This is a genomic window from Bradyrhizobium genosp. SA-4 str. CB756, from assembly GCF_000473125.1.
Lineage (GTDB): Bacteria > Pseudomonadota > Alphaproteobacteria > Rhizobiales > Xanthobacteraceae > Bradyrhizobium > Bradyrhizobium arachidis.
On record NZ_KI421499.1, the window covers coordinates 5,333,110 to 5,356,029 of the forward strand.

Annotated in this window: 21 protein-coding genes; 6 read left to right on the forward strand and 15 right to left on the reverse strand. The window is 64.5% G+C overall.

The features are described 5' to 3' along the window. Positions 1-60 precede the first annotated feature (60 nt). Entirely contained in the window at positions 61-1,689 is a 1,629-nt protein-coding gene (locus tag BRAGE_RS0125945) for a fatty-acid--CoA ligase (RefSeq protein WP_027558283.1), read from the forward strand. 318 nt (positions 1,690-2,007) lie between these two features. Here the strand turns inward: BRAGE_RS0125945 and BRAGE_RS0125950 are convergent, their stop codons facing one another. Together BRAGE_RS0125950 and BRAGE_RS0125955 are read right to left on the reverse strand one after the other, a co-directional pair. After that, on the reverse strand, positions 2,008-3,204 hold the full coding sequence (locus BRAGE_RS0125950; RefSeq protein ID WP_051378029.1) for a TAXI family TRAP transporter solute-binding subunit: 1,197 nt from the start codon (positions 3,202-3,204) through the stop codon (positions 2,008-2,010). A gap of 57 nt (positions 3,205-3,261) precedes the next feature. Next, positions 3,262-4,401: a hypothetical protein gene (locus BRAGE_RS0125955; protein ID WP_231164294.1), complete on the reverse strand. Its 1,140-nt coding sequence runs from the start codon at positions 4,399-4,401 to the stop codon at positions 3,262-3,264. Positions 4,402-4,860: 459 nt separating this feature from the next. On the opposite strand from BRAGE_RS0125955, the gene BRAGE_RS0125960 reads away from it, so the two are divergent. Further along, positions 4,861-5,715: a DUF1499 domain-containing protein gene (locus tag BRAGE_RS0125960; protein WP_027558280.1), complete on the forward strand. Its 855-nt coding sequence runs from the start codon at positions 4,861-4,863 to the stop codon at positions 5,713-5,715. A 71-nt stretch (positions 5,716-5,786) separates the two neighbouring features. On the opposite strand, the gene BRAGE_RS0125965 is transcribed toward BRAGE_RS0125960, so the two are convergent. The 4 genes from BRAGE_RS0125965 to BRAGE_RS0125980 form a co-directional block, all read right to left on the reverse strand. Next, the gene (locus tag BRAGE_RS0125965; protein WP_027558279.1) at positions 5,787-6,704 is read right to left on the reverse strand and encodes an MBL fold metallo-hydrolase; all 918 of its coding nucleotides are present in this window, start codon (positions 6,702-6,704) and stop codon (positions 5,787-5,789) included. A gap of 143 nt (positions 6,705-6,847) precedes the next feature. Then, positions 6,848-8,062: an acyl-CoA dehydrogenase gene (locus BRAGE_RS0125970; RefSeq protein WP_027558278.1), complete on the reverse strand. Its 1,215-nt coding sequence runs from the start codon at positions 8,060-8,062 to the stop codon at positions 6,848-6,850. A 187-nt stretch (positions 8,063-8,249) separates the two neighbouring features. Next, positions 8,250-9,326 (reverse strand): 3,4-dihydroxy-2-butanone-4-phosphate synthase, encoded by a 1,077-nt coding sequence (ribB, locus tag BRAGE_RS0125975; RefSeq protein WP_027558277.1) that lies wholly within the window; start codon positions 9,324-9,326, stop codon positions 8,250-8,252. Between the two features lie 169 nt (positions 9,327-9,495). After that, positions 9,496-11,226: a cation:proton antiporter gene (locus BRAGE_RS0125980; protein ID WP_027558276.1), complete on the reverse strand. Its 1,731-nt coding sequence runs from the start codon at positions 11,224-11,226 to the stop codon at positions 9,496-9,498. Between the two features lie 67 nt (positions 11,227-11,293). On the opposite strand from BRAGE_RS0125980, the gene BRAGE_RS0125985 reads away from it, so the two are divergent. Both BRAGE_RS0125985 and BRAGE_RS0125990 read left to right on the forward strand, forming a co-directional pair. Further along, on the forward strand, positions 11,294-11,812 hold the full coding sequence (locus tag BRAGE_RS0125985; protein WP_027558275.1) for a DUF3124 domain-containing protein: 519 nt from the start codon (positions 11,294-11,296) through the stop codon (positions 11,810-11,812). A gap of 91 nt (positions 11,813-11,903) precedes the next feature. Beyond that, positions 11,904-13,136 carry a PLP-dependent aminotransferase family protein gene (locus BRAGE_RS0125990; protein WP_027558274.1) on the forward strand — a complete coding sequence of 411 codons (1,233 nt, stop codon included), beginning with the start codon at positions 11,904-11,906 and terminating at the stop codon, positions 13,134-13,136. 7 nt (positions 13,137-13,143) lie between these two features. Here BRAGE_RS0125990 and BRAGE_RS0125995 read toward each other — a convergent pair whose 3' ends face one another. Then, positions 13,144-13,416 carry a helix-turn-helix domain-containing protein gene (locus BRAGE_RS0125995; protein ID WP_027558273.1) on the reverse strand — a complete coding sequence of 91 codons (273 nt, stop codon included), beginning with the start codon at positions 13,414-13,416 and terminating at the stop codon, positions 13,144-13,146. 158 nt (positions 13,417-13,574) lie between these two features. Between BRAGE_RS0125995 and BRAGE_RS0126000 the strand changes: the two genes are divergently transcribed. Beyond that, entirely contained in the window at positions 13,575-14,027 is a 453-nt protein-coding gene (locus BRAGE_RS0126000; RefSeq protein WP_035730066.1) for a hypothetical protein, read from the forward strand. 131 nt (positions 14,028-14,158) lie between these two features. Continuing rightward, positions 14,159-14,383, forward strand: coding sequence for a hypothetical protein (locus BRAGE_RS0126005; protein ID WP_027558271.1), 225 nt, complete (start codon positions 14,159-14,161; stop codon positions 14,381-14,383). Between the two features lie 67 nt (positions 14,384-14,450). Here BRAGE_RS0126005 and BRAGE_RS0126010 read toward each other — a convergent pair whose 3' ends face one another. The 8 genes from BRAGE_RS0126010 to BRAGE_RS55995 all read right to left on the reverse strand — a co-directional run bounded on the left by BRAGE_RS0126010 (position 14,451) and on the right by BRAGE_RS55995 (position 22,906). Continuing rightward, on the reverse strand, positions 14,451-15,269 hold the full coding sequence (locus BRAGE_RS0126010) for an aldo/keto reductase (RefSeq protein ID WP_027558270.1): 819 nt from the start codon (positions 15,267-15,269) through the stop codon (positions 14,451-14,453). A gap of 254 nt (positions 15,270-15,523) precedes the next feature. Beyond that, the gene (locus BRAGE_RS0126015) at positions 15,524-17,089 is read right to left on the reverse strand and encodes an alkaline phosphatase D family protein (RefSeq protein ID WP_027558269.1); all 1,566 of its coding nucleotides are present in this window, start codon (positions 17,087-17,089) and stop codon (positions 15,524-15,526) included. A gap of 295 nt (positions 17,090-17,384) precedes the next feature. After that, on the reverse strand, positions 17,385-17,798 hold the full coding sequence (locus BRAGE_RS0126020; RefSeq protein ID WP_027558268.1) for a hypothetical protein: 414 nt from the start codon (positions 17,796-17,798) through the stop codon (positions 17,385-17,387). A gap of 109 nt (positions 17,799-17,907) precedes the next feature. Continuing rightward, positions 17,908-18,909 (reverse strand): NAD(P)H-dependent flavin oxidoreductase, encoded by a 1,002-nt coding sequence (locus tag BRAGE_RS0126025; protein WP_027558267.1) that lies wholly within the window; start codon positions 18,907-18,909, stop codon positions 17,908-17,910. Between the two features lie 63 nt (positions 18,910-18,972). Further along, entirely contained in the window at positions 18,973-19,710 is a 738-nt protein-coding gene (locus tag BRAGE_RS0126030; protein ID WP_027558266.1) for an SDR family oxidoreductase, read from the reverse strand. 78 nt (positions 19,711-19,788) lie between these two features. After that, the gene (locus tag BRAGE_RS0126035; protein WP_027558265.1) at positions 19,789-21,399 is read right to left on the reverse strand and encodes a DHA2 family efflux MFS transporter permease subunit; all 1,611 of its coding nucleotides are present in this window, start codon (positions 21,397-21,399) and stop codon (positions 19,789-19,791) included. Beyond that, entirely contained in the window at positions 21,396-22,550 is a 1,155-nt protein-coding gene (locus tag BRAGE_RS0126040; protein ID WP_027558264.1) for an HlyD family secretion protein, read from the reverse strand. The genes BRAGE_RS0126035 and BRAGE_RS0126040 overlap by 4 nt, the downstream gene beginning before the upstream one ends. 197 nt (positions 22,551-22,747) lie before the next feature. Beyond that, positions 22,748-22,906: a hypothetical protein gene (locus BRAGE_RS55995; protein WP_167336523.1), complete on the reverse strand. Its 159-nt coding sequence runs from the start codon at positions 22,904-22,906 to the stop codon at positions 22,748-22,750. Between the last annotated feature and the right edge of the window lie 14 nt (positions 22,907-22,920).

Genomic DNA, 22,920 nt, shown 5'->3' on the forward strand with positions numbered 1-22,920 from the left:
TTCTTTGGCCCAACGCTGAGAGCTATAATCCGCCCAGCGACTTCTCGGAGGAACGACGGAATGCTTGGTTTGATGCAAGATTGGCCCCTGCTCTGCCACCGGATCATCGAACACGCCGCCAGGATTCATGGCAAGCAGGAGGTGGTCACCCGCTCGGTCGAGGGACCGATCCATCGCACCAACTATGCCGAAATCCACAAGCGCGCGCTGAAGGTCTCGCAGATGCTGGAGCGAGACGGCATCAAGCTCGGCGACCGCGTCGCAACCATCGCCTGGAACACCTGGCGCCATCTCGAAGTCTGGTACGGCATCATGGGGATCGGCGCCATCTGCCATACCGTCAATCCCCGTCTTTTCCCCGAGCAGATCGCCTGGATCATCAACCATGCGCAGGACCGCATCGTGATGACCGACATCACCTTCGTTCCGGTCCTGGAGAAGATCGCCGACAAGCTGCCAAGCGTGGAGCGCTATATCGTGCTCACCGACAAGGCGCATATGCCGCAGACCACGCTGAAGAATGTGATGGCATACGAGGACTGGATCGCGCAGGCCGACGGCAAATTCAAATGGAAGGACTTTGACGAGAACACGGCAGCGGCGATGTGCTACACGTCGGGCACCACGGGTGACCCGAAGGGCGTGCTGTACTCGCACCGCTCCAACGTGCTGCACGCGCTGATGGCCAACAATGTCGACGCGCTTGGCACCAGCGCCTCCGAGACGATGCTGCCGGTGGTGCCACTGTTCCACGCCAACAGCTGGGGCATCGCCTTCTCCGCGCCCTCGCAGGGCACCAAGCTGGTGATGCCCGGCGCCAAGCTCGACGGCGCCTCGGTCTACGAGCTGCTCTCGACCGAGAAGGTGACGCACACCGCCGGTGTGCCCACGGTGTGGCTGATGCTGCTGCAGCACATGGCCGCCAATAACCTCAAGCTGCCGGAGCTGAAGATGGTGATCTGCGGCGGCTCGGCGATGCCGCGCTCGATGATCAAGGCCTTCCTCGACATGGGCGCGAACGTCCGCCACGCCTGGGGCATGACCGAGATGAGCCCGATCGGCAGCGTCGCGGCGCTGAAGCCTCCGTTCCAGAGCGCGACCGGCGATGCCAAGCTCGACGTGCTCCAGATGCAGGGCTATGCGCCCTTCGCCGTGCAGATGAAGATCACCGACGATGCCGGCAAGGAGCTGCCCTGGGACGGCAAGACCTTTGGCCGCCTCAAGGTCTCCGGGCCCGCAGTCGCCAAGGCCTATTACCGGGTCGATGCCAACATCCTCGACGAGGAAGGCTTCTTCGACACCGGCGACGTCTCGACCATCGACGAGGACGGTTACATGCGGATCACCGACCGCTCCAAGGACGTGATCAAGTCCGGCGGCGAATGGATCTCCTCGATTGACCTCGAAAACCTCGCCGTCGGCCATCCAGCCGTGGCGGAGGCCGCGGTGATCGGCGTGTTCCATCCGAAATGGGACGAGCGGCCGCTCCTGATCGTGCAGCTCAAGCAGGGCCAGCAGGCTACGCGCGAGGACATCCTGAAATACATGGACGGCAAGATCGCCAAGTGGTGGATGCCCGATGACGTCGCCTTCGTCGACGGCATCCCGCATACCGCCACGGGCAAGATCCTGAAGACGGCGCTGCGCGACCAGTTCAAGGATTACCGCTTCCCGAACGCGGCGGCGTGAGCGGACCGGAATAGCTTGCCCCGAGACCCGCTTGCCCCAGGACCTGGTCGGTCCTGCGGTTGCGAATTCGCTTCACCTCCCCCGCTTGCGGGGGAGCTCAGTTTCATCACGAACGCAAATCGATCCGATCTCGTGAGAGCCTCTGGCCCTCCGGCAAGTATCAAGGTCAGGCAGGCAGAGTGATCATGATCTGATGCGACCTTCGGCGGATCACGCTCTAAAGCGCAATGAGATTAGGATTGATCGTCATCGCGCTTTAGGTTGTTGTTTGAGCATGATCTGTTCGGAAAACCGCTGCGCACTTTTCCGGATCATGCTCTAACGCTTTGCCTCCGCCTGGCCGGTGCTCTTCTGCCATTTCAGGAATTGTTGATAGAGCGCTTCGTCCTGTTCCGGCGTTCGCGCGCCCTGCTGGCCGGTTTCGCGGGTCTGTGCGGCAAGGAACTGGTCGAATCTCGCGCGTGTGTCGGAGGCTGGACCGGAATGCTGGTCGAGCCACTCCTGCGCCGGCGGGAAGCGATTCCATCCCTTCAGTGGCGCGCTCAACACCACCTCCTTCCACTTCGGATGGAAGGGCGACCGCTGCAGGTCTTTCAGCCGGTCGAAGAAGACCTGCACGAAATGCTCCACCTTACCGTATCGCTCGGTCTTTGCGGGCCAGTTGTAAGCCGCAAGGATGGCGGGCACAGCGATCGTGTCAACGCGGCCGCCAGGTGGGATCAGTGAAGGATAGTCCTCCGCCTTGAGGACAGATGGAAGATAGTCGCTCTGCAAGGGCCCGCTATATGGGATCGGTACGAAATGCAGGTCGTCTCCCTTCACCTGGCTCACGGCCTTGGAGGGACTTCCCTGCACCGCGATCACCGCGTCGAGTTCGCCGTTCTTCAGTTTTTCATAGGCGATGCGCTGCTCGATATAGGCGTAGACCGGCTTGACGCCGAGCCTCTCGAAGATCGTGATTGCGGTGACGAAAGTGCCTCCGTTCGGCAAGTCGACGGCAACACGCCGACCGTTCAGATCGGCAAGGCTGCGGATCGACGACCGCGCGACGACGTGCATCTCCTCATTGTAGAGCTTCGTGATATAGACGAACTGGTTGCGGATGTTGCCGGTGTAGCCCTTCCTTTCCAGGTAATCGAGCGTGTCGGCGCGCACGATGCCGAGATCGACCCCCTTGAGGAAAAGGATGTCCGCGATGCTCTGGACCGAGCCCCTCCCAATGATCGGCAGCACCCGCATCCGGTCGCCGTCATCCAGCGCGGAGGCAAGGTCGGCGCCGAACTGGACATAGGTTCCGCCGATTGTGCCTGACATCAGCGTCACGGTGTTGGCGTTGAGCCTCTCGCGCGTGCTCTTGCTGGTGCTGGAATAGCTGAAAATCGCCTTCAGGCCCTCGCTCACTGCGGCCGGGTCGACCTCGCCTCCCCTGTCCTGGGAAAAGGCCGGCGTCGCCAGCAGCACCGCGACCCCGGCCGCGCAGCCGAAAGCCAGGTCGGTCAAACGTCGGATGATCATGTCGTGAAACTCCGAATGGTCGAGATTGACAGGCGCGCGCGACGCACGCTGCCGGGATCAGCGGGTGGGCGTGAGCGTATCAAGCTGTCGCTGCGCCTCGGGGTCACCCCATTCTTTTGCCCGTTGGTACCAGTTGCGGGCCTGCGCGAGGTCCGCGAGCGGGCCACTGGCGCCCAACTGCTTGAGCACGTTCGGATCGTAGGTCCTGGCCACCAGCAGCGCGGCGCGCGCGTCTCCTCCTTCGGCCGCACGCAGAAGCAGCAGCCTCGCCGCCGAGACGTCGCCGCTGGTGAGCAAATCCTGTCCACGTTTGACGAGGCCAGAAATTTCCTTCGGATCCAGGCTACGCACGGCGTCCGTCTGCGGCGGCGGGGAGGCCACCAAGGAGCGCGCGGGCGGTACGGCCGTGACGGCTGTCGACGGCTGCGGAGCGACGCTGGCGGCGGGTTTCCAGGAAAGTCGGCTCGAGCCAACCACGAGCACGGCGCCGTTGCTGTCACGCAATTCTGCCATCGCGACCATCTGGCCGACGAAACCGTCTGGCGGAATGACCGACACGGCGGAAACTTCCGAAGCCGGCACGCGCCACTCGTTGGCGACGCGCTTGCCAGACGTCAACCGTGCGTCGGCTGGCAGTCCATTGATGGCAACGATAGCGCCGGAAGGGGGAGCACCCACGCGCATCCCGAGCGGCAAGGGGGCGTTGGCAAGCCCGCTGCTGTCCTCCACCGCAAGGGTCGCGACTTGCTTGCGTTGCGGTGCCGGACCGATCGCGGCTTTCACCGATTGCCAAAGCGACGAGATCGATGTGGCGTCGTTCGATTGAACTCCAGGCCTTTGCGATGCCGGAATGACTATGACGAGAATGAGCGCGATGCCTCCCGCAACTGCTGCCGCGATCGCGAACCTGACCACTACGCTGAGCAGCGCGCTCCTCCCCGAGTTACGAAGGGCGGCCGGCACCTCCATGGGCTCCATCGCCTCGTGCATGGCTTGGGCGACGGCTTTGGAGAACACGTCCGAATGGTCACGACGTCGCCGGTTGCCGGGCGATTGCAGGGGCGGGCCATCGGCAGTCGGCTCCGTGAATCGTCTTGGCGCCGCCGTCGGCTGCACCGTCCGCTCGCGCAAGTTACGCGGCGCGTAGTACGTCGGATCTTGCGGATCGATATCGCTTTCGTGCGGTCCACCACTCATACTGAACACTCGCCCTGATGGGGCGGCCCACCAGCCGCGCTGGTCGGCACCGGCTACGCTGTTCGCGATCCTTGCAGCTCATGAGGCGCAACCGCGCACGTCCGGTCAGCCTTTGCGGCACGACCGGGAGCTGAGGTCACTCTTGCAACGTTTCCGGCTGACGCCCGCCGTTGTTCCTAGCCGTTGTTCTTTTTTTGACCTTTCGCCGGGACGGTCCCTCGCCTCGGCGGTTCCGACAACCTGCAGTAGAGCCTTGGGGCGAAATTACGACCAAGTCAATCTACAACTAAAGATCATTTAGATTGAATGGTTAATCAACTAAGTTGCATAATCCCGTCTGTTCTCTGTGCCGTATCGTCCGCAAACCTTGAAATTGCCGGGCCGCCGTGGTCTCAAGCAGCCAGTTTTCAATCGGCCCCCTGGCGGCGGGCCAAGCCCCCAACCCGGCAGTTCTCATCGATGGCCCGCAGGTTTTCCGCTCCCTATCAGACGGAGCCCGTGTCCAGCCTCGCGAGCTGGGCGCGCAATCTGGCCGTGTTCGCGGTGGTGGCGGTGCTGGTGTCGATCCTCATCGTCCGCTTCGGCTTTCTGGAGCCGAAGCCGGCGCTCGCCACTTTCTTCGGGGGCCTTGCGATCGCCGGGCTCTCCATCCTGTTCGGGCTCGCCGGCTTTGCCGCGATCTGGCAGAACGGCTCGCGCGGCATGGCGCGCATCCTGCTCGCGTTCCTGATCGACGGGATGATCCTCGCCTACCCCGCCTATCTCGGCCTGCAATACCGCAAGCTGCCGGCGATCCACGACATCACCACCGACCCGATCGATCCGCCGCGCTTCGAGGCGCTGGCCCCGCTGCGCGCCGGCGAGGGTGCCAACACCGCGGTCTATGCCGGTCTCTACTCGGCCGAACAGCAGCGCCAGTTCTATCCCGATATCGAGCCGATCGAGCTCGAGATCCCCGTCGACCGCGCCTATGCGATCGCGCGCCAGCTCGTCATCAAGCGCAAATGGCTCGTCATCGACGAACGCGAGCCGAGGCCGCCGCGCCGCATCGGCCGCATCGAGGCGGTGGCGCGCACGCCGATCATGGGCTTGCGCGAAGACATCTCCATCAGGGTCGTGCCCGATGGCGACGATTCCCGCGTCGACATCCGCTCCGCCTCGCGCAATTTCGACAGCGATCTGGGCAGCAACGCCGCGCGCGTGACCAAGTTCATCGAGGATCTCAACACCGCTGCGGATGCCGATGCGCTGAAGCCGGTGAAAAAGACACCGGTGGCGCCGCCGAAGGCGCCGGCGAAGACGGTGAAGAAATGAGATTGGCGAATGGGGAGTAGCGAATAGCGAGTGCAGAGCACCTATTCGCTATTCCCAATTCGCCATTCGCCTTAGGCCATCCGATACGAACCCGTGATCACGGGATCGCCGTCCGTCGCCACCACGCCGCGGGCGACGAGATCCTCCAGATGCGCCAGCACGGAATAGCCAGCGGCCGTCGTCAGGCGCGGGTCGATGCCGATATAGATCGCGCGCACCATGGTCGGGATGTCGGTCTCGCCCTTGGCGAGGCGGTGCAGGATCGAGGCCTCGCGCGCCTTGCGGTGACGGATCAGGAAGCGCACGAAGCGCTGGCCGTCCGGAATCTCAGGGCCGTGCCCGGAGAAATAGAGATCCTCATCGCGTGCGGCGAGACGATCGAGCGATTCCATGTAGTCGATCATCGAGCCGTCGGGCGGCGCCACGATCGAGGTGGACCAGCCCATCACATGGTCGCCGACGAAGTTGAACTTCCGCTCGGGCCAGGCGAACGCGAGATGATTGGCGGTGTGGCCGGGCGTTGCCACCGCCTCGAGCCGCCAGCCATCGCCCTCGACGACGTCGCCATGGGCGATCCTGATATCGGGCGCGAAGTCGCGGTCGGCGCCCGATTCCGGGTTGTGCTTCTCGCTCTCGAAGCGCGGACGCGAGGCGCGGTGCGGGCCCTCGGCATAGACCGGCGCACCGGTCGCCTGCTTGATCCGCGCGGTGTTCGGCGAATGGTCGCGGTGGGTGTGGGTGACGAAGATATGGCTTACCGTCTCGCCGCGCACGGCATCGAGCAGCGCGGCCGCATGCGCGGCGTCATCAGGACCGGGATCGATGATCGCGACGTTGCCCTTGCCGACGATGTAGCTGACCGTGCCGGTGAAGGTGAACGGGCTCGGATTGTTACAGAGCACGCGCCGCACGCCGGGGCGGACTTCCTCGACGACGCCAGGCTTCAGTGGAAAGTTGCGGTTGAACGGGACGTCGTCGTTGTCGGACATGGCTTGCTCATACCTTGCTGACTTCGTCATGCCCGGCCTTGTGCCGGGCATCCACGTTCTTCGCGCGGGCTAAGACGTGGATGGCCGGGACAAGCCCGGCCATGACGGAGGTGGAGAGTTCTCTTGCCTCGTACCGTAAGCGCTCAGAAAAACGCCTGAATGCCCGTGATGGCGCGGCCCAGGATCAGGGCGTGGACGTCGTGGGTGCCCTCGTAGGTGTTGACCGTCTCGAGGTTATGGACGTGGCGCATGACGTGGTACTCGGCCGAGATGCCGTTGCCGCCGTGCATGTCGCGGGCGACCCGGGCGATGTCGAGGGCCTTGCCGCAATTGTTGCGCTTCATGATCGAGATCATCTCGGGCGCGAACTTGCCCTCGTCCATCAGGCGGCCGACGCGAAGCGAGCCCTGCAGGCCGAGCGCGATCTCGGTCTCCATGTCGGCGAGCTTCTTCTGCACGAGCTGGGTCGCGGCAAGCGGCTTGCCGAACTGCTTGCGGTCGAGCGTGTACTGGCGGGCACGATGCATGCAATCCTCGGCGGCGCCCATCGCGCCCCAGGAAATGCCGTAGCGGGCGCGGTTGAGGCAGCCGAACGGTCCCTTGAGGCCGGAGACGTTGGGCAGCAGCGCGTCCTCGGGAACCACGACGCCGTCCATCACGACCTCGCCGGTGATGGAAGCGCGAAGTGAGAGCTTGCCGCCGATCTTCGGCGCGGACAGACCCTTCATGCCCTTCTCCAGCACGAAGCCGCGGATCTGGTTGTCGTGCTCGGCCGACTTGGCCCAGACCACGAACACGTCGGCGATCGGCGCGTTGGAGATCCACATCTTGCTGCCGGTCAGGCGATAGCCGTCCGAGACCTTCTCGGCGCGGGTCTTCATGCCGGCCGGGTCGGAGCCGGCATCGGGCTCGGTCAGGCCGAAGCAGCCGACCCACTCGCCGCTGGCGAGCTTCGGCAGGTACTTCTTGCGCTGGTTCTCATCGCCATAGGCGTAGATCGGATACATCACCAGCGAGGACTGCACCGAGTTCATCGAGCGATAGCCGGAATCGACCCGCTCGATCTCGCGCGCGACGAGGCCGTAGGCGACGTAGCTCGCATTGGCGCAGCCATATTCCTCCGGCAACGTGATGCCGATCAGGCCGAGCTCGCCCATCTCGTTGAAGATCTCGCGATCGGTCTTCTCTTCGAGATAGGCCTTGGAAACGCGGGGCAGCAGCTTGTCCTGGGCGTAGGCGCGGGCGGTGTCGCGCACCATGCGCTCGTCTTCGGTGAGTTGCTCGTCGAGCAGGAACGGATCGTCCCACTGGAAGGAAGCCGCAGCCGGCTTGTCCTTGGTCTGAGGGCGCACGCTCATGAAACGTCCTTTCGCGTCTGGTTCCGTCAAATAATTGCCCGACAAATTAAAGCGCCGCGGCAACAAGTGCAATTGCATCCTGGTTTCGGTCATTCCGGGCCGTTACGAAGCGTCGAACCCGGCATCTCTTTGCCTTCGAGATTCCGGGTTTGGCGCTTTCAGCGCCATCCCGGAACGACACTGCGTGTCAGCTCTCGAGCTGCTCGTTGGCGACGATCTCGATGCCAAAGCCCGACAGGCCCTTGTAGTCGTGCACCGAGGAGGTGAGATGGCGGATCGAGGTGACGCCGAGATCGCGCAGGATCTGCGCGCCGACGCCGACCTCGCGCCACTGGCGGTTGCGGTCGGCCTCCGTCGCCGACTCGTCCGGCAGCGGCGACACGGGGACACCGGCCGCCCCGTCGCGCAAGTACACCAGCACGCCGCGGCCGGATTTCTTGAAATGCTCGAGCACGACCGCCATGCGCTTGTGGCCGGTGAAGGTGTCCTTGACGATGTTCGGCTTGTGGAAGCGCGTCAGCACGTTCTTGCCGTCGCCGACGCCGTTGTAGACGAAGGCGACGTGGGCGATGGAGTCGAACGGCGAGCGGTAGGCATAGCCCTGCAAGGGGCCGATCGGACTTTCGGTGACGAAGGTCGAGACCCGCTCGATCAGCTTCTCGCGCGCCTGACGGTAGGCGATCATGTCGGCGATGGTGACGTGCTTGAGCTTGTGCCTGGCGGCGAACTGCGAGACCTGCTCGCCCTTCATCACGCTGCCGTCGTCGTTCATCAGCTCGCTGATGACGCCGACCGGCGGCAGGCCGGAGAGCTTGCAGAGGTCGACGGCGGCCTCGGTATGACCGGAGCGCAGCAGCACGCCGCCATCCTTGGCGATCAGCGGGAAAATGTGGCCCGGACGGGCGAAATCGTTGGCGCCGACATTGGGATTGGACAGCGCGCGACAGCATGAGGCGCGCTCCTCGGCCGAGATGCCGGTGCCGCCGTCGGGCTTGTAGTCGATCGAGACCGTGAAGGCGGTGGTATGCGCGGAATCGTTGTGGGCGACCATCGGATCGAGCCGCAGGCGGCGGGCGTCCTCGGTGGTCACGGGCGCGCAGACGATGCCGGAGGTGTGGCGGATGATGAACGCCATCTTCTCGGCGGTGCAGAGCGAAGCGGCGACAATCAGATCGCCCTCGCCCTCGCGGTCTTCGTCGTCGGTGACGACCACGAGCTCGCCCCGGGCAAAGGCCTGCAAGACTTCCTGAACGCTATCGGGCATGTCCCAATCTCTATCGGTTATGAGCGGGAGGCTTAGCCGGACTTCGGCCGGGGCGCTAGTGTCCTGGACGCAACCGCATATTCCGGCTCGCGGGCCTGCCCGCGGCTTTCAGGCTTGCACCGCAGATACCATCGATATAGGCGCGGATGCCCCAGGGGGAAGACCGCCGTCAGGGCAGCACTTCGCGCCGCTCGCCGAGCCGCAGGTCGAGCTCGGCGCGCTTGTCGGCCAGAAGCCCCGCCTGGGCGGCCTCGATCACGGTAAATAGCTCATGAGCGTCGCTGAGCCGGGTCACCGTGACGTAGCTGGCTCCGGCCTCATAGAGTTCACCCACATCCGACAGGAGATCGGCCGTAGCGACGATCATGGCGGTCGGGTTCAGCGTGCGGACGTGGCGGACCAGCTTCTCGTTGCTGGCGCCCTTGAGGAGCGCATCCGGCACGCTGAGGATGATCATCTCGGACTTGCCGACGCCGGCATGGAGCAGCGTGTCGGCGCTGCTGATGTCGCCATAGATCACGTGCAGGCCGCGCGACAGCAGCGTCTGGTACACATTGGGGTTGAAATCAACCACCGTGATCTGCTCGAGCAGCACCGGCGCCTGTCGTTCGATCTCCGCCAGCAGCGCGCTCGCCGCACGGAAAAAGCCGAGGATGACGATGCGGCGGGCCTCGCCGTGGCCGCCCTCGTGGCCCTCCTCGCCGCGCGCCTGGCCGTCGTCGAGGTCCTTCAGGCCGATCCGCTTCAACGGGCCGATCGCCCAGCGGGTGATCTCGTCGCTGCGGCTCATCGCGAAGGTCGAGAGCACCGCCAGCACCACGAAGGCGAAGGAGGCGGCGTTCGCCGTTTCGGCCGCAATGTGGTGGTCGGCAACGCCGGTCTGGATCACCACCAGCGAGAACTCGGAGATCTGCGCGAGGTTGAGGGCCGGCAGCAGGCTGGCGCGCAGGCCCTGCTTCATCAGATAGAGCGGGGTGAATGTGGTGACGAGCCGGCTCACCACCGTGAACGCCGCGATCATCAGCGCCAGCCCGATCACGGAAAGGCCGGGCACGGGAATCGTCATGCCGAGCGCGACGAAGAACAGCGTGATGAAGAAGTCGCGGAGCGTCGTGACCTTGGCGGTGACGTCGAGCGCATAGGGAAAGGTCGAGAGCGAGACGCCGGCGATCAGCGCGCCCATCTCGCGCGACAGCGACAGCCGCTCGGCGGTCTCGGCGACGAGAAAGCACCAGGCCAGCGCCCCGAGCAGGATCAGCTCAGGCCGGCGGGCGATCTGGTGGAACAGCCGTGGCAGCACGTAGCGGCTGACCAGGAGCGCGGCGGCGACCAGCACCGCGACGCGGCCGATCGAGAGCAGGATGACGCTGACCTGCAGATTGGCAAGGCTCGGCTGCACGGCCAGGAACAGGATGGCGAAGATGTCCTGGAGCACCAGCACGCCGAGCGTGATGCGGCCTGGCAGCGTATCGAGCTCGCGCTTCTCGTAGAGCACCTTGACGATGATGACCGTGCTCGACAGCGCGCAGGCGACGCAGAGATAGAGCGCATCGAAATGGCCGCCGCCGAGCGACAGGCCGATGCCGACGAAGAACAGCACCCCGAGCAGGCAGCCGCCCAGCAGCTGGCCCCCCGCCGCGAACAGGATCACCTTGCCCGCCCGCACGATCTTCTTCAGGTCGATCTCGAGGCCGATCATGAACAGCATGAAGATCAGGCCGAGCTCGGAGATGACGCTGATCGATTCCTGCGATTGGACCCAGCCGGCGCCGAATGGACCTATGCAGAAGCCGGCGATAAGGTAGGCCAGGATCAGCGGTTGCCGGGAGAAATGGGCCAAAAGGCCCAGCATCCAGGCAAACAGGATACAAAGAGTGATGTCGCGAATAAGCTCATGCATGCCAAATCGGTCCGTTTTGCCGCACCCTAGTGACCGAGTGCAGCGCGGCAAGCGAGCAATTCGTCACATGCGGATCGTGCTCTGGCTGATAGCCCTACTAGGTTCGTTCGCGCCTGCAATCGCTCAGCCCAAGGTCAATATCGAGCAGACCTTTGCCGATTCGCTCACCGCGCTGCCGAAGGAGGAACTGGCCGTCTCCGGTGGGTTCTACGTGCCCGCCTATTCCAGCGTTGCGATGAGCCAGGGCAAGCTGCGTGTCGACTTCTCGGTGACCTTGAGCGTTCACAACGCCTCCGAGACGCAAGCACTGGTAGTCAAACGCATCGCCTATTTCGACACCGCAGGCAAGCAGGTCGAGACCTATCTGAAGACACCGGTAGCCTTGAAGCCGCTGGCCACCGTCTCGATTTTCATTGCGACCGACGACGTGCGCGGCGGGACCGGGGCCAATTTCCTGGTCGACTGGGCCGCAACGGGCGAGATCGCCGAGCCGGTGGTCGAAGCCTTGATGGTTGGCGGCGTCGCCAATGCGCATTACGCTTTCATCAGCCAGGGACGTCCGACCAGGACGGCCGGAAAGAAGTAAGGCCGCCCTCCCAGGCGGCCGGCAAAGAAGAAACAAGGCTGGCCGGCGCAACGCCGGCTGCTCAACAAGAACAGAAACGAGGAACGCTCCCATGACGTCCAGCTTCGATTTCGCGCCCCTGTTTCCCGCAGGGCTGCCGGCCCCTTCTGCGCGCTGGACGGGCCTTGCCAAATACAGTTTTGTCGGCGGCAATAACGATTCCGAGCAGCTGCCACTCGAGGGCCTGATCGAGGCGACCAACTCGGCCCTGCAACGCGAGGGCCGCTCGCTCGCCACCTATGGGTTGGCGCATGGTCCGCAAGGCTATTTGCCCCTGCGCGAGTTCCTCGTGACGAAACTCAAGCGCGATGCCGGCATCAACTGCGCGGTCGACGATCTCCTGATCGTGTCCGGCTCGCTCCAGGCCCTCGACCTCGTCAACAACACGCTGCTGGCGCGCGGCGACACCGTGATCTTCGAGCAGGAGAGCTACCAGGGCTCGTTGACTCGCCTGGCGCGGCTCGGTGTCAACGTGGTCGGCATCCCGCTCGACAAGGACGGCATGCGCATGGACGTGCTGGCCTCGACGCTGGCCGATCTGAAAAGCCGCGGTATCCGTCCCAAATACATCTACACCATTCCCACCGTGCAGAACCCGACCGGCACCATCATGCCCGAGAGCCGCCGCGCTGAGCTGGTACGGCTCGCGACCGAGTACGGCGTGCCGATCTTCGAGGACGATTGCTATGCCGACCTCGTCTGGTCGGGACAGCGGCCGCCGGCGATCTACGCGATGAGCCCGCACGGCGGCGTGATCCATATCGGCTCGTTCTCGAAGTCGATCGCGCCGGCGCTGCGCGTCGGCTTCATCGTCGCGCCCTGGGATGTGATGTCGCGGATGCTGGCGCTGAAGACGGATGCCGGCTCCGGCGCGCTGGAGCAGATGGTGCTCGCGGCCTATTGCAAGCCGCATTTTGCGAGCCACGTGCCGGCGCTGACGAAGGCGCTGCGCACCAAGCTCGATACGCTGATGGAGGCGCTGAACGAGCAGTTCGGCACCGCGGCCGAGTTCGAGGAGCCCAAGGGCGGCATCTTCCTCTGGGTCAAGCTGCCCGACCAGGTCGATACGCTAAAGCTCTATCAGGCCGCGCTTGCCGCCGGCGTCTCGATCAATCCGGGGCCGGAATGGTCGACCAACAAGAGCCATTCCAGCTCGCGGCTGCGGCTGTGCTTTGCAAGCCCCTCGCATCAGCAGATCCGCGAGGGCGTCGCCGTGCTGGCCGAGGTCTGCCGCAAGGAGTTCGGCGTGCCGGCCCGCAGCGCCAATGTGGAGAAGCGGGCCTGAAGGTCGCTTAGGCCACCTGAGGCTGGCTGCTATGGATCGCGGCGGCCAGCCGCAGCAGCAGCACGATCGAGACGTTGCCCTTGCCAGCCTCGATCTGGGCGATATAGCGCTCGGAAATCCCGGAGCGGCGGGCGAGCTCCCGGCGCGACAGCTCGCAGCGCGTGCGCGAGGTTCTCAAGCGTTCGCCGAGCTCGGCCAGAAACGCGGCCTCGGAATAAGGCGGCACGGCACAGCTCCCCGGCAGCACCTCGCCCGCGAAATCCATGACTTGATTCAGCATCGCTCTCACCACGTATCGCCTTCGGGAGCGTCATCCTACGCCTGATGCGACCGGCCTCATTGACGCGGATCAAATTCGCGCGCGAATGGCAGCCAGCGTGGACGATCGCGCCCGGGATGCTAGAATTTGGAATTGTTCGAGGCGGGGTTTTCCAGGATATGACGCGTTGTGTGAGCCGCTGGACCACGGCAGCGGTGCTATGGATTGCGTTCGCGTCCGCGGCCGGCGCCGAGACGCTGGCAGCAACAGTCGAGCAATGGGGCCTGCTCGGCGAATGGGCGGTCGATTGCGCAGCAAGGCCCGATCGCGACAAGGGCGCGCGGCTCAGTTACGAAATCCGGAAGGACGGCCGGGTGATGTACCGGCGCAGTTTCGGCGAAGCCAAGGACGAGAACGAGGTGGTGTCCGCGACGGTCAAGGCCGAGGGCCTGCTCAATGTGATGGTGTACTTCCCCTCGATGCAGCAGACGCGCGAGTTCGGCCTGCTGCTGTTGAAGGACGGCGGCTTGCGCGCGATCTACAATCGCAGCGAGCGCGGCGTCTACACGATCAAGGACGGCAAATACGTCGCCACGGGCGAGCCGACGCCGGTGCAGCAGCGCTGCGATTAACCATTGCGTGCGAGCATGATCTTTTCGGATCATGCTCTGTCTGAACATCCATTCAGAAATCTCTTCCCGTTCCTCCGGAACGTTCATGCGAATGCGCGGTTTAGATTTGCATTCGATTGGAGGAGGACATCATGAAGAAGCTTGGTTATGTGGTTGCGGCCCTCGGTGCGCTCGTGATCGCGGCGCCGACGCTGGCCAACGCCGAGACGGTGGTGGTCCAGCGCGGTCATCATCACGGCCTGTACGGCGCCCGCGCCGAATACGGCATGCATCGCGACCACGGCTGGCATCGCGGCTGGCACCATCGCGACAAGGTCGTGGTGATCAAGCGCGGCCATCGTCACCACTGGGACTAATGCGCAACGCAACATCGAAATGGCCCCTCCCCGGGGCCATTTCTTTGCGTTCGCGACATGCCCTCGCCTAATCCCACGCCGGCGCAAAACCTGGATTGACGCAGCGCCTGTCCTTGGGCAGCGCGGCGATCTTCCTGCGGTCGGCATCGTCGAGCATGATTTTCAGCGCGTCGAGATTGGCCTGCTGGCTCTCGCGGCGCGAGGCCTTCGGGATCGCGGCGACGCCGTTCTGGTCGAGCAGCCATTTCAACGCGACCTGGGCTGCGGTCGCATTGTGCTTGGCGCCGATCTCTGCCAGCACCGGATCGGAGGCGATGCGCCCCTGCGCCAGCGGACAATAGGCAACCAACGGAATCGACTTGGCGTTGAGATAGGCCAGCACCTTCGATTGATCGAGCATGGCGTGGTATTCGATCTGGTTGCAGGCGATCGGCGCCCTGATGTCCTCGACCGCGATCTTGAGCAGCGCCGTGGTGAAATTGGCTACACCGATCGCCCGCGTGCGCCCTTCCTCCTTCAGCTTCATCAGGGTCTCAAACACCGCGCCCCAGTTCGCTGACTTCGACGGCCAATGCACGAGGTAGAGGTCGACGTGATCGAGCCTCAGCTTCTGCAGACTGGCATCGAAAGCCCGGCGGATGGCGTCTGGGCTGAGATTTTCGTGCCAGACCTTGGTGGTGACATGCAGATCGCCACGCGGCAGCTGGGCGGCGGCAAGCGCGGCGCCGATGGCTTCCTCGTTGGCGTACATCTCGGCGGTGTCGATGTGGCGATAGCCGATCGAAAGCGCGCTCTCGACCGCGGCGCGGCAGGCATCGCCCTGCATGCGGAAGGTGCCGAGGCCGAGCTTGGGCATGCTGATGCCCTGTGTCTTCAGATGATCCATGGGTAAACTCCTGACGTCTTTCGTGCCGCCAGACACGCGGTGGGACCGCGGGGGACAGACTCTTCGGTGATGGAAAAGAGGTGGCGGGAGCGAGCAGTGTAGCGCGTGTGGCGCAAGGCTGCCAATCAAGATCGGGTTAGTTTTCCCTCGCCGTCATGCCCGGGCTTGTCCCGGGCATCCACGTTCTTCGTGCCAGGCAAGACGTGGATGGCCGGGTCAAGCCCGGCCATGACGACGGAGAGACTGCACGCCCCTCACGAATGCTGCGCCACCACGGCAGGGCGCGCCTGCGGCTGCGGCTCGATGTCGACCGACCAGAGGTCGCGGTTGTCGACGTCCTTCAATGTCACGGTCATCACGCCACTGGCGCCGTCGATGTCGACGCGGCCGAAGAACTGCAGGCCGAAGCACGGCGCGAGGTTGTCGCCCTGCGCCTCGCTGCATCCGTACTGGTACATCGCGACCGGGCCAAAGGTGTTGTCGAGCTCGCCCGGGCTCCAGGTGCCGGCATGCAGCGGGCCGGAGACGAACTCCCAGAACGGCTCGAAATCTTGGAACTGCGCCTTGTTCGGATCGTAGTAGTGCGCGGCGGTGTAGTGCATGTCGGCGGTGAGCCAGACGATGTTGCGCACGTCGGCGCGCTTGATCGCACTGAGCAGATCAGCGATCTCGTGCTCGCGCCGGTCGGGTGCGCCGTCGCCAAGCGCGACGGCATCGAGACTGACGAGGCCGATGGGTAGGTCGGCCGCGATCACCTTCCAGGTCGCGCGCGAGGCGGCGAGCTCCCGCTTCAGCCAGGCGAGCTGCTTGGCACCGAGAATCCAGCCGCGATGATCGTCGCCCTTGTTCCAGGTCTCGTCGCGATAGCTGCGCATGTCGATCATGAAGACGTCGAGCAGCGGGCCGTAGCCGATCTTGCGGTAGACCCGGCCCATGCGCGCGCCGATGTCGCGGATCGGCATGAAGTCGAAGAAGGCGCGGCGAGCGCGTGCGACGAGGCGCGGGGTGCCGTCGTCCTCGAAGCCGGCTTCATCGTAGCTGCCGATGGGCGACCAGTCGTTCGTGACCTCGTGGTCGTCCCACTGCGCGAACATCGGCACCTGCGCATGGAAGGCGCGAAAGTGCTCGTCGAGATGGTTGTATTTGTAATTGCCGCGAAACTGCGCCAGCGTGTGGGCGACCTCGGCTTTGTCCTCCGTCACCACATTGCGCCAGGTCTCGCCGTTCGGCAGCTTCTGCTCGGAGGGAATCGCGCAATCGGCGTAGATGTGATCGCCGGAATGGATGAAGAAGTCCGGACGGTTGTCGAGCATAGTGCGATAGCTGCGATAGCCGCCGCGCGAGACGTCGATGCCCCAGCCCTGCCCCGCGACGTCGCCGGACCACACGAACGAGATCGACTGGCCGGCCGCCGGCGCGGTGCGGAAATGGCCGATACGGCTTTCGCCGGCGATGCCGGTCGCGATGTCGTCGAAGCGCACGCGATAGAAGATGTCCTGCCCCACCGGCAGATCGTCGAGCTGCAGCTTTGCGGTGAAGTCGGCGTCGGGCAGCGCATCGCGCGAGACGGATGCAATGATGGTCTTGAAGCTCTCGACGGTGGAGCACTCCAGCTGCATGCGCGCGGGCCGATCCGCGCGCGCCCAGATCACGGCGGAGCCATCGCAGACATCACCGGACTGGATGCCGCCCGCGAGCTGCGGACGATCAGCGGCGCGACTGATCGAAGGCTTCGCAAGCGAGGCGATGGCGAGGCTTGAGGCGGAGCAGACCAGGAATTGCCGCCGGGTCCATGCGCGCGAGGCGCGGAGCGATGCCATTCAGGAGACCTTCGTCGAATCGCGACGGAAGGTGCCTGCGCTCCTTGACTCCGAGCTTACGGTTTCTTGACTCTGCGCCTACGGTTTTGCGACGTGGAGATGACGCATTGAGCGGGAGCCGCAGCGGCGGTCCACTCCCTCGCCCCGTTCTTACGGGGAGAGGGTTGGGGTGAGGGGCTCCATCCACACGTGCGATCGTCGCGGGACCTGTACCCCCTCACCCGGAATCCGCGCTACGCGCGAATTCCACCCTCTCCCCGCAAGCGGGCGAGGTAAAGACACAGCGACAGCGCGCCTAGCGCTTCCAGTTGCAGATGCCGCCGGAGCGGCACGGCCAGGTCTGGATGCGGGTGTCCATCGCCTGCGCGTCGAGCGGATTGCCACGGCGATGTGCTAGCTTGGTGCGCGCTGCACCGCGCGGCTCGGCGCTCCTGGCACGCGCGACCTTCGGCTCGGGCACATGTACGCGCTCGGCGGCGACCTTCTTCGGCACATCCATCGGCTCGACACGGGCCTGCGCCTCGTTGCCGCCCTTGGCCTGGAGCGCCACCGGCGCGAACTGCGTCTCGGGCCCGAGCCGCTTCGGCGACAGCACCGCCTTGGAGAGATCGAGGCCGAGATATTCGTCGGGCTTGTAGTCGTCAGCGCGTGCGAGTCCGCCCCATGCGAGCACGAGGGCAACTGCAAAACAAACGCTTTTCAGGACCACGGACGCCTCCTGAAATTGAATTATTAAAGGGGTAATTTACCCCTATTTAGGAGGCGCCGCGTGCAATTCCAGCGGCCGATTGCCGCCGTGGTTAAGAAGTTTGCCGGTGTCAGGCGACTTTTCTTGCCGTTCCCGTACCCTCCAGGAACCCCAGCAGGCGGCTGCGGATGATGGTTTCCGCCTCGCTCATGATGCGATCGACGAGTTCCTTGCAGGTGGGGATGTCGTGGATGAGGCCCGCGACCATGCCGCAGCTCCAGGCGCCCGCGTCCATCTGGCCGTCCAGCATGATTTTTGGATAGACGCCCGCGACCTGGTCGTGGATGTCGTCGATGGAGAGCTTGGCGCCCTTCTCGCGCTCGATCTCGAGCAGGCGATCGACATTGGCGTTCTTGAGGACGCGCTCGGTGTTGCGCAGCGCGCGCATGATCAGGCGCGTGTCGAGCTCGGTGGCGGCGACCAGCGCATTCTTCACGTTCTGATGCACTGGCGCTTCCTTGGTGGCGATGAAGCGCGTGCCCATGTTCATGCCGGCCGCGCCGAGCGAGAGCGCCGCGACGAGGCTGCGCCCATCGGCCATGCCGCCCGAGGCGACGAACGGGATCTTCAATTCCTCCGCCGCACGCGGCAGCAGGATCATGTTCGGAATGTCGTCCTCGCCGGGATGGCCGCCGCACTCGAAACCGTCGACGCTGACGGCGTCGCAGCCGATCTTCTCGGCCTTCAACGAGTGCCGCACCGAGGTGCATTTGTGGATCACCCTGATGCCGGCGGCCTTCAGTGCGGGCATGTATTGTTCCGGACTGCGGCCCGCGGTCTCCACCGCCTTGATGCCGCCTTCGACGATGGCCGCGATATATTCCGGATAAGGCGGCGCCAAGAACGTCGGCAGGAAGGTGAGGTTTACGCCGAACGGCTTGTCGGTCATGTCACGGCAGCGCGCGATCTCCTTCGCGAGCAGCTCCGGCGTCTTCTGTGTGAGACCGGTGATGATGCCAAGCCCGCCGGCATTGGAGACGGCGGCAGCCAGCTCGGCAAAGCCGACGAAATGCATGCCGCCCTGGATGATCGGGTGCTCGATGCCGAACAGTTCGGTAATCGCGGTCTTCACGTAGGTCCTCCTCCCGGAATTTGCTCAGGTTGATTTCAGTCTAGCCGGACTTTTGCGCCGCGGTCACCATTTCTCTCCGAACGGGCGGATCTCCATCTCGAAGGTCCAGGCACTCTTCGGCTGCTGGTAGAGCTGCCAATAGGAGTCGGCCACAGCCGACGGCGGCATCAAGAGGTCGGGATTGTCGAGCGCATTCGGGCCGAGCGCTTCGAGCCGGCGCTGCCGCACCCATTCGGTGTCGACGCCGGAATCGATGATGAGATGGGCGACGTGGATGTTCTTCGGCCCGAGCTCGCGCGCCATCGCCTGCGCCACGGCGCGGAGACCGAACTTCGCGCTGGCGAAGGCGGCAAAGCCGCTGCCGCCGCGCAAGCTCGCAGTCGCGCCGGTGAAGAAGATGTTGCCGCCGCCGCGCGGCAGCATCAGCCGCGCCGCTTCACGGCCGGCGAGGAAGCCGGAATAGCAGGCCATCTCCCAGACTTTGCGGAAAACGCGTTCGGTGGTGTCGAGGATCGGAAAGTTGACGTTGGCACCGACGTTGAAGATGCAGACTTCGAGCGGCGCATGCTTGTCGGCATCGTCGAGAAAGGAGATGACTTCCTCCTCCTTGCGCGCATCGAGCGAGCGCGCGTGGATCTCGCCGCCGGCAACTTCGATATCCTTCACCAGCGGCACGAGCTTGTCGCCGTTGCGCCGGCCGGCGAAAATCGAAAAGCCCTCTGCGGCAAATTTCTTGGCGATCTCCGAACCGATGAAATCGCCGGCGCCGATCACGGCCGCTGTCGCGTTTCGCTTGGGCAAGGTCGCCTCCTCCGGGCAAGACACGTGATTGGGCCGGAGGCTATAATCCCAACATAGAGCCGTCAAATACCCACGAGCTCAATGTCGCGCCGGCGCATGCAGATCGATCGGCCGCAGCACGGCCGCGGTGGGGATCATCAGCACCGCAACGATCGCAAGCGTCCAGAACACGTCGATATAGGCGAGGAAGTCGACCTGCTGCTGCAAGGTGCGGCCGACCCAGGCCACCGCCTGTGACGCCGCATCGCTCGCATTCGAGCCCTGGGCCTGGAAGTAGCGCGTCATGGCGTCGATGGTCTGCTGATAGCCGAGATCGGACGGTGCGGCGTGCTCGATCAGACGGCTCTGATGGAATTGCTGGCGCTGCGCCAAAATGGTCTGCGCCAGCGCAACGCCCATGGATCCTCCGATGTTGCGGGCGACGTTGATCAAGGCAGAAGCCTGGTTGGTCTTGTCCGGCGGCACGCCGTCATAGGAGGCGGTCGTCACCGGCAGGAACAGGAAAGGAAGACCTATCGCGAGGAAGATGCGCGACAATGCCGCATAGCCGTAGGTGATGTCGCCGCTGAGCCCGGTGAGATGCCACATCGAGAACGCGACGACCGCAGCGCCGAACATGATGAGATATTTCGGCTGCACGGTGCTGATGAGGCGACCGACCACCGGCATCAGCACCAGCGTCGCGACGCCGCCGGGCGACAGCGCAAGTCCGGCCAGCATGGCCGTGTAGTTCAATTCGGTCTGGAGCAGTTGCGGCAGAAGCTGCGTGGTCGAGATCAGCACCGCACCGGTGCCGAGCATGACCAGGAAGCAGGCGCCGAACTGGCGCCGGCCGAGCAGACGGAGGTCGACGATGGGATCCTCGCGCGTCAGCTCCCACGGGATCAGCGCGAGCAGCGACACCGCCGCCAGCACCGCGAAGACGATGATCATGTTCGAGCCGAACCAGTCGTTGCGCTGGCCTTCATCGAGAACGTATTCGAGCGAGCCCAGCCCGATTGCGACGAGTGCGAAACCGACATAATCGACCCGCAGGCCCTTGCTCAGCAGCTTCTGCCTCTCTTCCTCCGCGCCCGAGGGCTCCTTGACCAGCGTGCCGACCAGGAATAGCGAGAGCAGGCCCATCGGCACGTTGATCAGGAACACCCAGTGCCAGCTGTAGGTGTCGGTGATCCAGCCGCCGAGCGTCGGGCCGATCACCGGCGCGACCACGACGGCGACGCCGTAGATCGCAAAGGCCTGGCCGCGCTTGTGCGGCGGGAAGGAGTCGGCGAGGATCGCCTGCTCGCTGGTCGCCATGCCGCCGCCACCGAGGCCCTGGAGAATCCGGAACAGCACCAGCGCCTCCAGATTCCAGGCAAAGCCGCACAGCAGCGATGCCACCGTGAACGTCGCCACGCACATCATGTAGAAGCGCTTGCGGCCGATCACGGTCGACAGCCAGCCCGAGATCGACAGCACGATGGCATTCGCAACGAGATAGCTGGTGATGACGTAGGTGCTCTCGTCGAGGCCCACCGCGAGCCCGCCGGCGATGTGGCGCAGCGCGACATTGGCAATGGTGGTGTCGAGCACCTCCATGAAGGTCGCGATCGAGACCACGAAGGCGATCAGATAGGGATTGTGTCCACCGGCCGCCGAGCGCTCCGGCGACCAGCCTCCGGCGCCCTCTTGCGTGGCGTCGGTCATCGCACCCTGGTCCAGGGCACGACCGACATGCCGGGACCGACAGGCAGATCGGCCGGCCAGTTGTCGACCACGATCTTCACCGGCACGCGCTGCACCACCTTGACGTAATTGCCGGTGGCGTTCTCCGCCGGCAGCAGACTGAACGCGGTGCCGGAGCCCGGCTGCACGGAATCGACATGGCCGGTCAGCTTGCGCCCGGGATAGGCGTCGATGCGGATCTCGACGGGCTGGCCCGGACGCATGTCGTTGAGCTGCGTCTCCTTGTAGTTGGCGACGATCCAGACCTCGTCCGGCACGAACATCATCAGGCTCTGGCCTGCCGTGACGAAGGTGCCCTTGGCGCCCGACAGCTTGACCACGCGGCCGGACTGCGCCGCGACGACGCTGGTGTATTGCAGATTCAGCTTGGCCTGATCGAGCTGCGCCTGCGATTGCTCCAGTTGTGCCTTGGCGCCTTCGAGCTGCGCCTGCAGCGTCTTGATGCCGACCTGCGCGGTCGTGACCGCGGTCTTGGCGCGCTCGGTATTGGCCTGCTGCGCCTGAAGGTCGGAGCGCGTCTGCTGCTGGCGCTGCACGGTGCCGGCGCCCTTCTCGACCAGATCTTCCGCGCGCTTGAACTCCTCTTGCGCGAATTGGAGCTGGGCCTGCGCCTGATCGAGCTGGGCCTGAGCCTGCTTGATCTGCTCCTCCTGGGAGACGATCTGCGCCTCGACATTGGCGATGTTGGCCTTGGAGACTTCAACCTGAGCCGTAGCCTGATCGACCGCGATCCGGTAGTCGCGCTCGTCGATCTTCGCCAGCAGATCGCCGGCCTTGACATGCTGGTTGTCGGTAACCGGCACGTCGGTCACGTAGCCGCCGACCTTCGATGCCACGGAAAAGCTGCGCGCCGCGACGAAGGCGTCGTCGGTGGATTCGTAGTGGCGGACCTCGAGCCAATAGAGCACGCCGCCGACGAGGGCTGCGATCAGCACGACGGTGCCGACACTTGCCAGCAGCCAATGCTCACGCAGCCGGTCGCGCAGCGATGGCGTCTGCGCCGACTTCTGGCCGTCGGCGTCGCGGGTCTGATCAGGAGGGGTTTTCGGAGCCTCCTTCGCCCTCTGCGGCTGCTCCGCGGACGGATCGCGCTGCCGTGTCTGAGCATCCACGGTGAACACCTTTCTTGCGGACTAAACCGGCGGGAGAGCAGAGACGAGCAGCTCGCGCACTGCGAGCCTAACCGCAGCGCTGAGGCATGGTTCCGGCTTTAAAGAAGCTCACCGCCATTCGTGATTGCATCGCTCAAAAAACAAGCGCGGCACTCTCGGTGCCGCGCTTGTCTGAAGTGTCGGTAAGACGAACTTGCTCAGTGCGTCTTGGTCTCATGCCATTTCTCGAGATCGGGCTTCACCTTGCCCGACCCCTGCTCCTTCTCCGGAGTGCCCTTCCAGGGCGTGTCCGTTTGACTGTGCGAGCCCCAGTCATTCTGCTGCCGGGGATCGTCGTTGGGTCGTTCCTTGCTCATCGCAGGCTCCTTCG

Coding starts and splice junctions, on each gene's coding strand:
- BRAGE_RS55995 (WP_167336523.1), bottom strand. CDS start 22,906: ATGAGCAAGGAACGACCCAACGACGATCCCCGGCAGCAGAATGACTGG.
- BRAGE_RS0125960 (WP_027558280.1), top strand. CDS start 4,861: ATGGCCCGCAGGTTTTCCGCTCCCTATCAGACGGAGCCCGTGTCCAGC.
- BRAGE_RS0125950 (WP_051378029.1), bottom strand. CDS start 3,204: ATGATCATCCGACGTTTGACCGACCTGGCTTTCGGCTGCGCGGCCGGG.
- BRAGE_RS0125965 (WP_027558279.1), bottom strand. CDS start 6,704: ATGTCCGACAACGACGACGTCCCGTTCAACCGCAACTTTCCACTGAAG.
- BRAGE_RS0125995 (WP_027558273.1), bottom strand. CDS start 13,416: ATGCTGAATCAAGTCATGGATTTCGCGGGCGAGGTGCTGCCGGGGAGC.
- BRAGE_RS0126000 (WP_035730066.1), top strand. CDS start 13,575: ATGACGCGTTGTGTGAGCCGCTGGACCACGGCAGCGGTGCTATGGATT.
- BRAGE_RS0126035 (WP_027558265.1), bottom strand. CDS start 21,399: ATGACCGACGCCACGCAAGAGGGCGCCGGAGGCTGGTCGCCGGAGCGC.
- BRAGE_RS0125980 (WP_027558276.1), bottom strand. CDS start 11,226: ATGCATGAGCTTATTCGCGACATCACTCTTTGTATCCTGTTTGCCTGG.
- BRAGE_RS0126010 (WP_027558270.1), bottom strand. CDS start 15,269: ATGGATCATCTGAAGACACAGGGCATCAGCATGCCCAAGCTCGGCCTC.
- BRAGE_RS0125945 (WP_027558283.1), top strand. CDS start 61: ATGCTTGGTTTGATGCAAGATTGGCCCCTGCTCTGCCACCGGATCATC.
- BRAGE_RS0125955 (WP_231164294.1), bottom strand. CDS start 4,401: ATGAGTGGTGGACCGCACGAAAGCGATATCGATCCGCAAGATCCGACG.
- BRAGE_RS0125990 (WP_027558274.1), top strand. CDS start 11,904: ATGACGTCCAGCTTCGATTTCGCGCCCCTGTTTCCCGCAGGGCTGCCG.
- BRAGE_RS0126015 (WP_027558269.1), bottom strand. CDS start 17,089: ATGGCATCGCTCCGCGCCTCGCGCGCATGGACCCGGCGGCAATTCCTG.
- BRAGE_RS0125970 (WP_027558278.1), bottom strand. CDS start 8,062: ATGAGCGTGCGCCCTCAGACCAAGGACAAGCCGGCTGCGGCTTCCTTC.
- BRAGE_RS0125985 (WP_027558275.1), top strand. CDS start 11,294: ATGCGGATCGTGCTCTGGCTGATAGCCCTACTAGGTTCGTTCGCGCCT.
- ribB (WP_027558277.1), bottom strand. CDS start 9,326: ATGCCCGATAGCGTTCAGGAAGTCTTGCAGGCCTTTGCCCGGGGCGAG.
- BRAGE_RS0126005 (WP_027558271.1), top strand. CDS start 14,159: ATGAAGAAGCTTGGTTATGTGGTTGCGGCCCTCGGTGCGCTCGTGATC.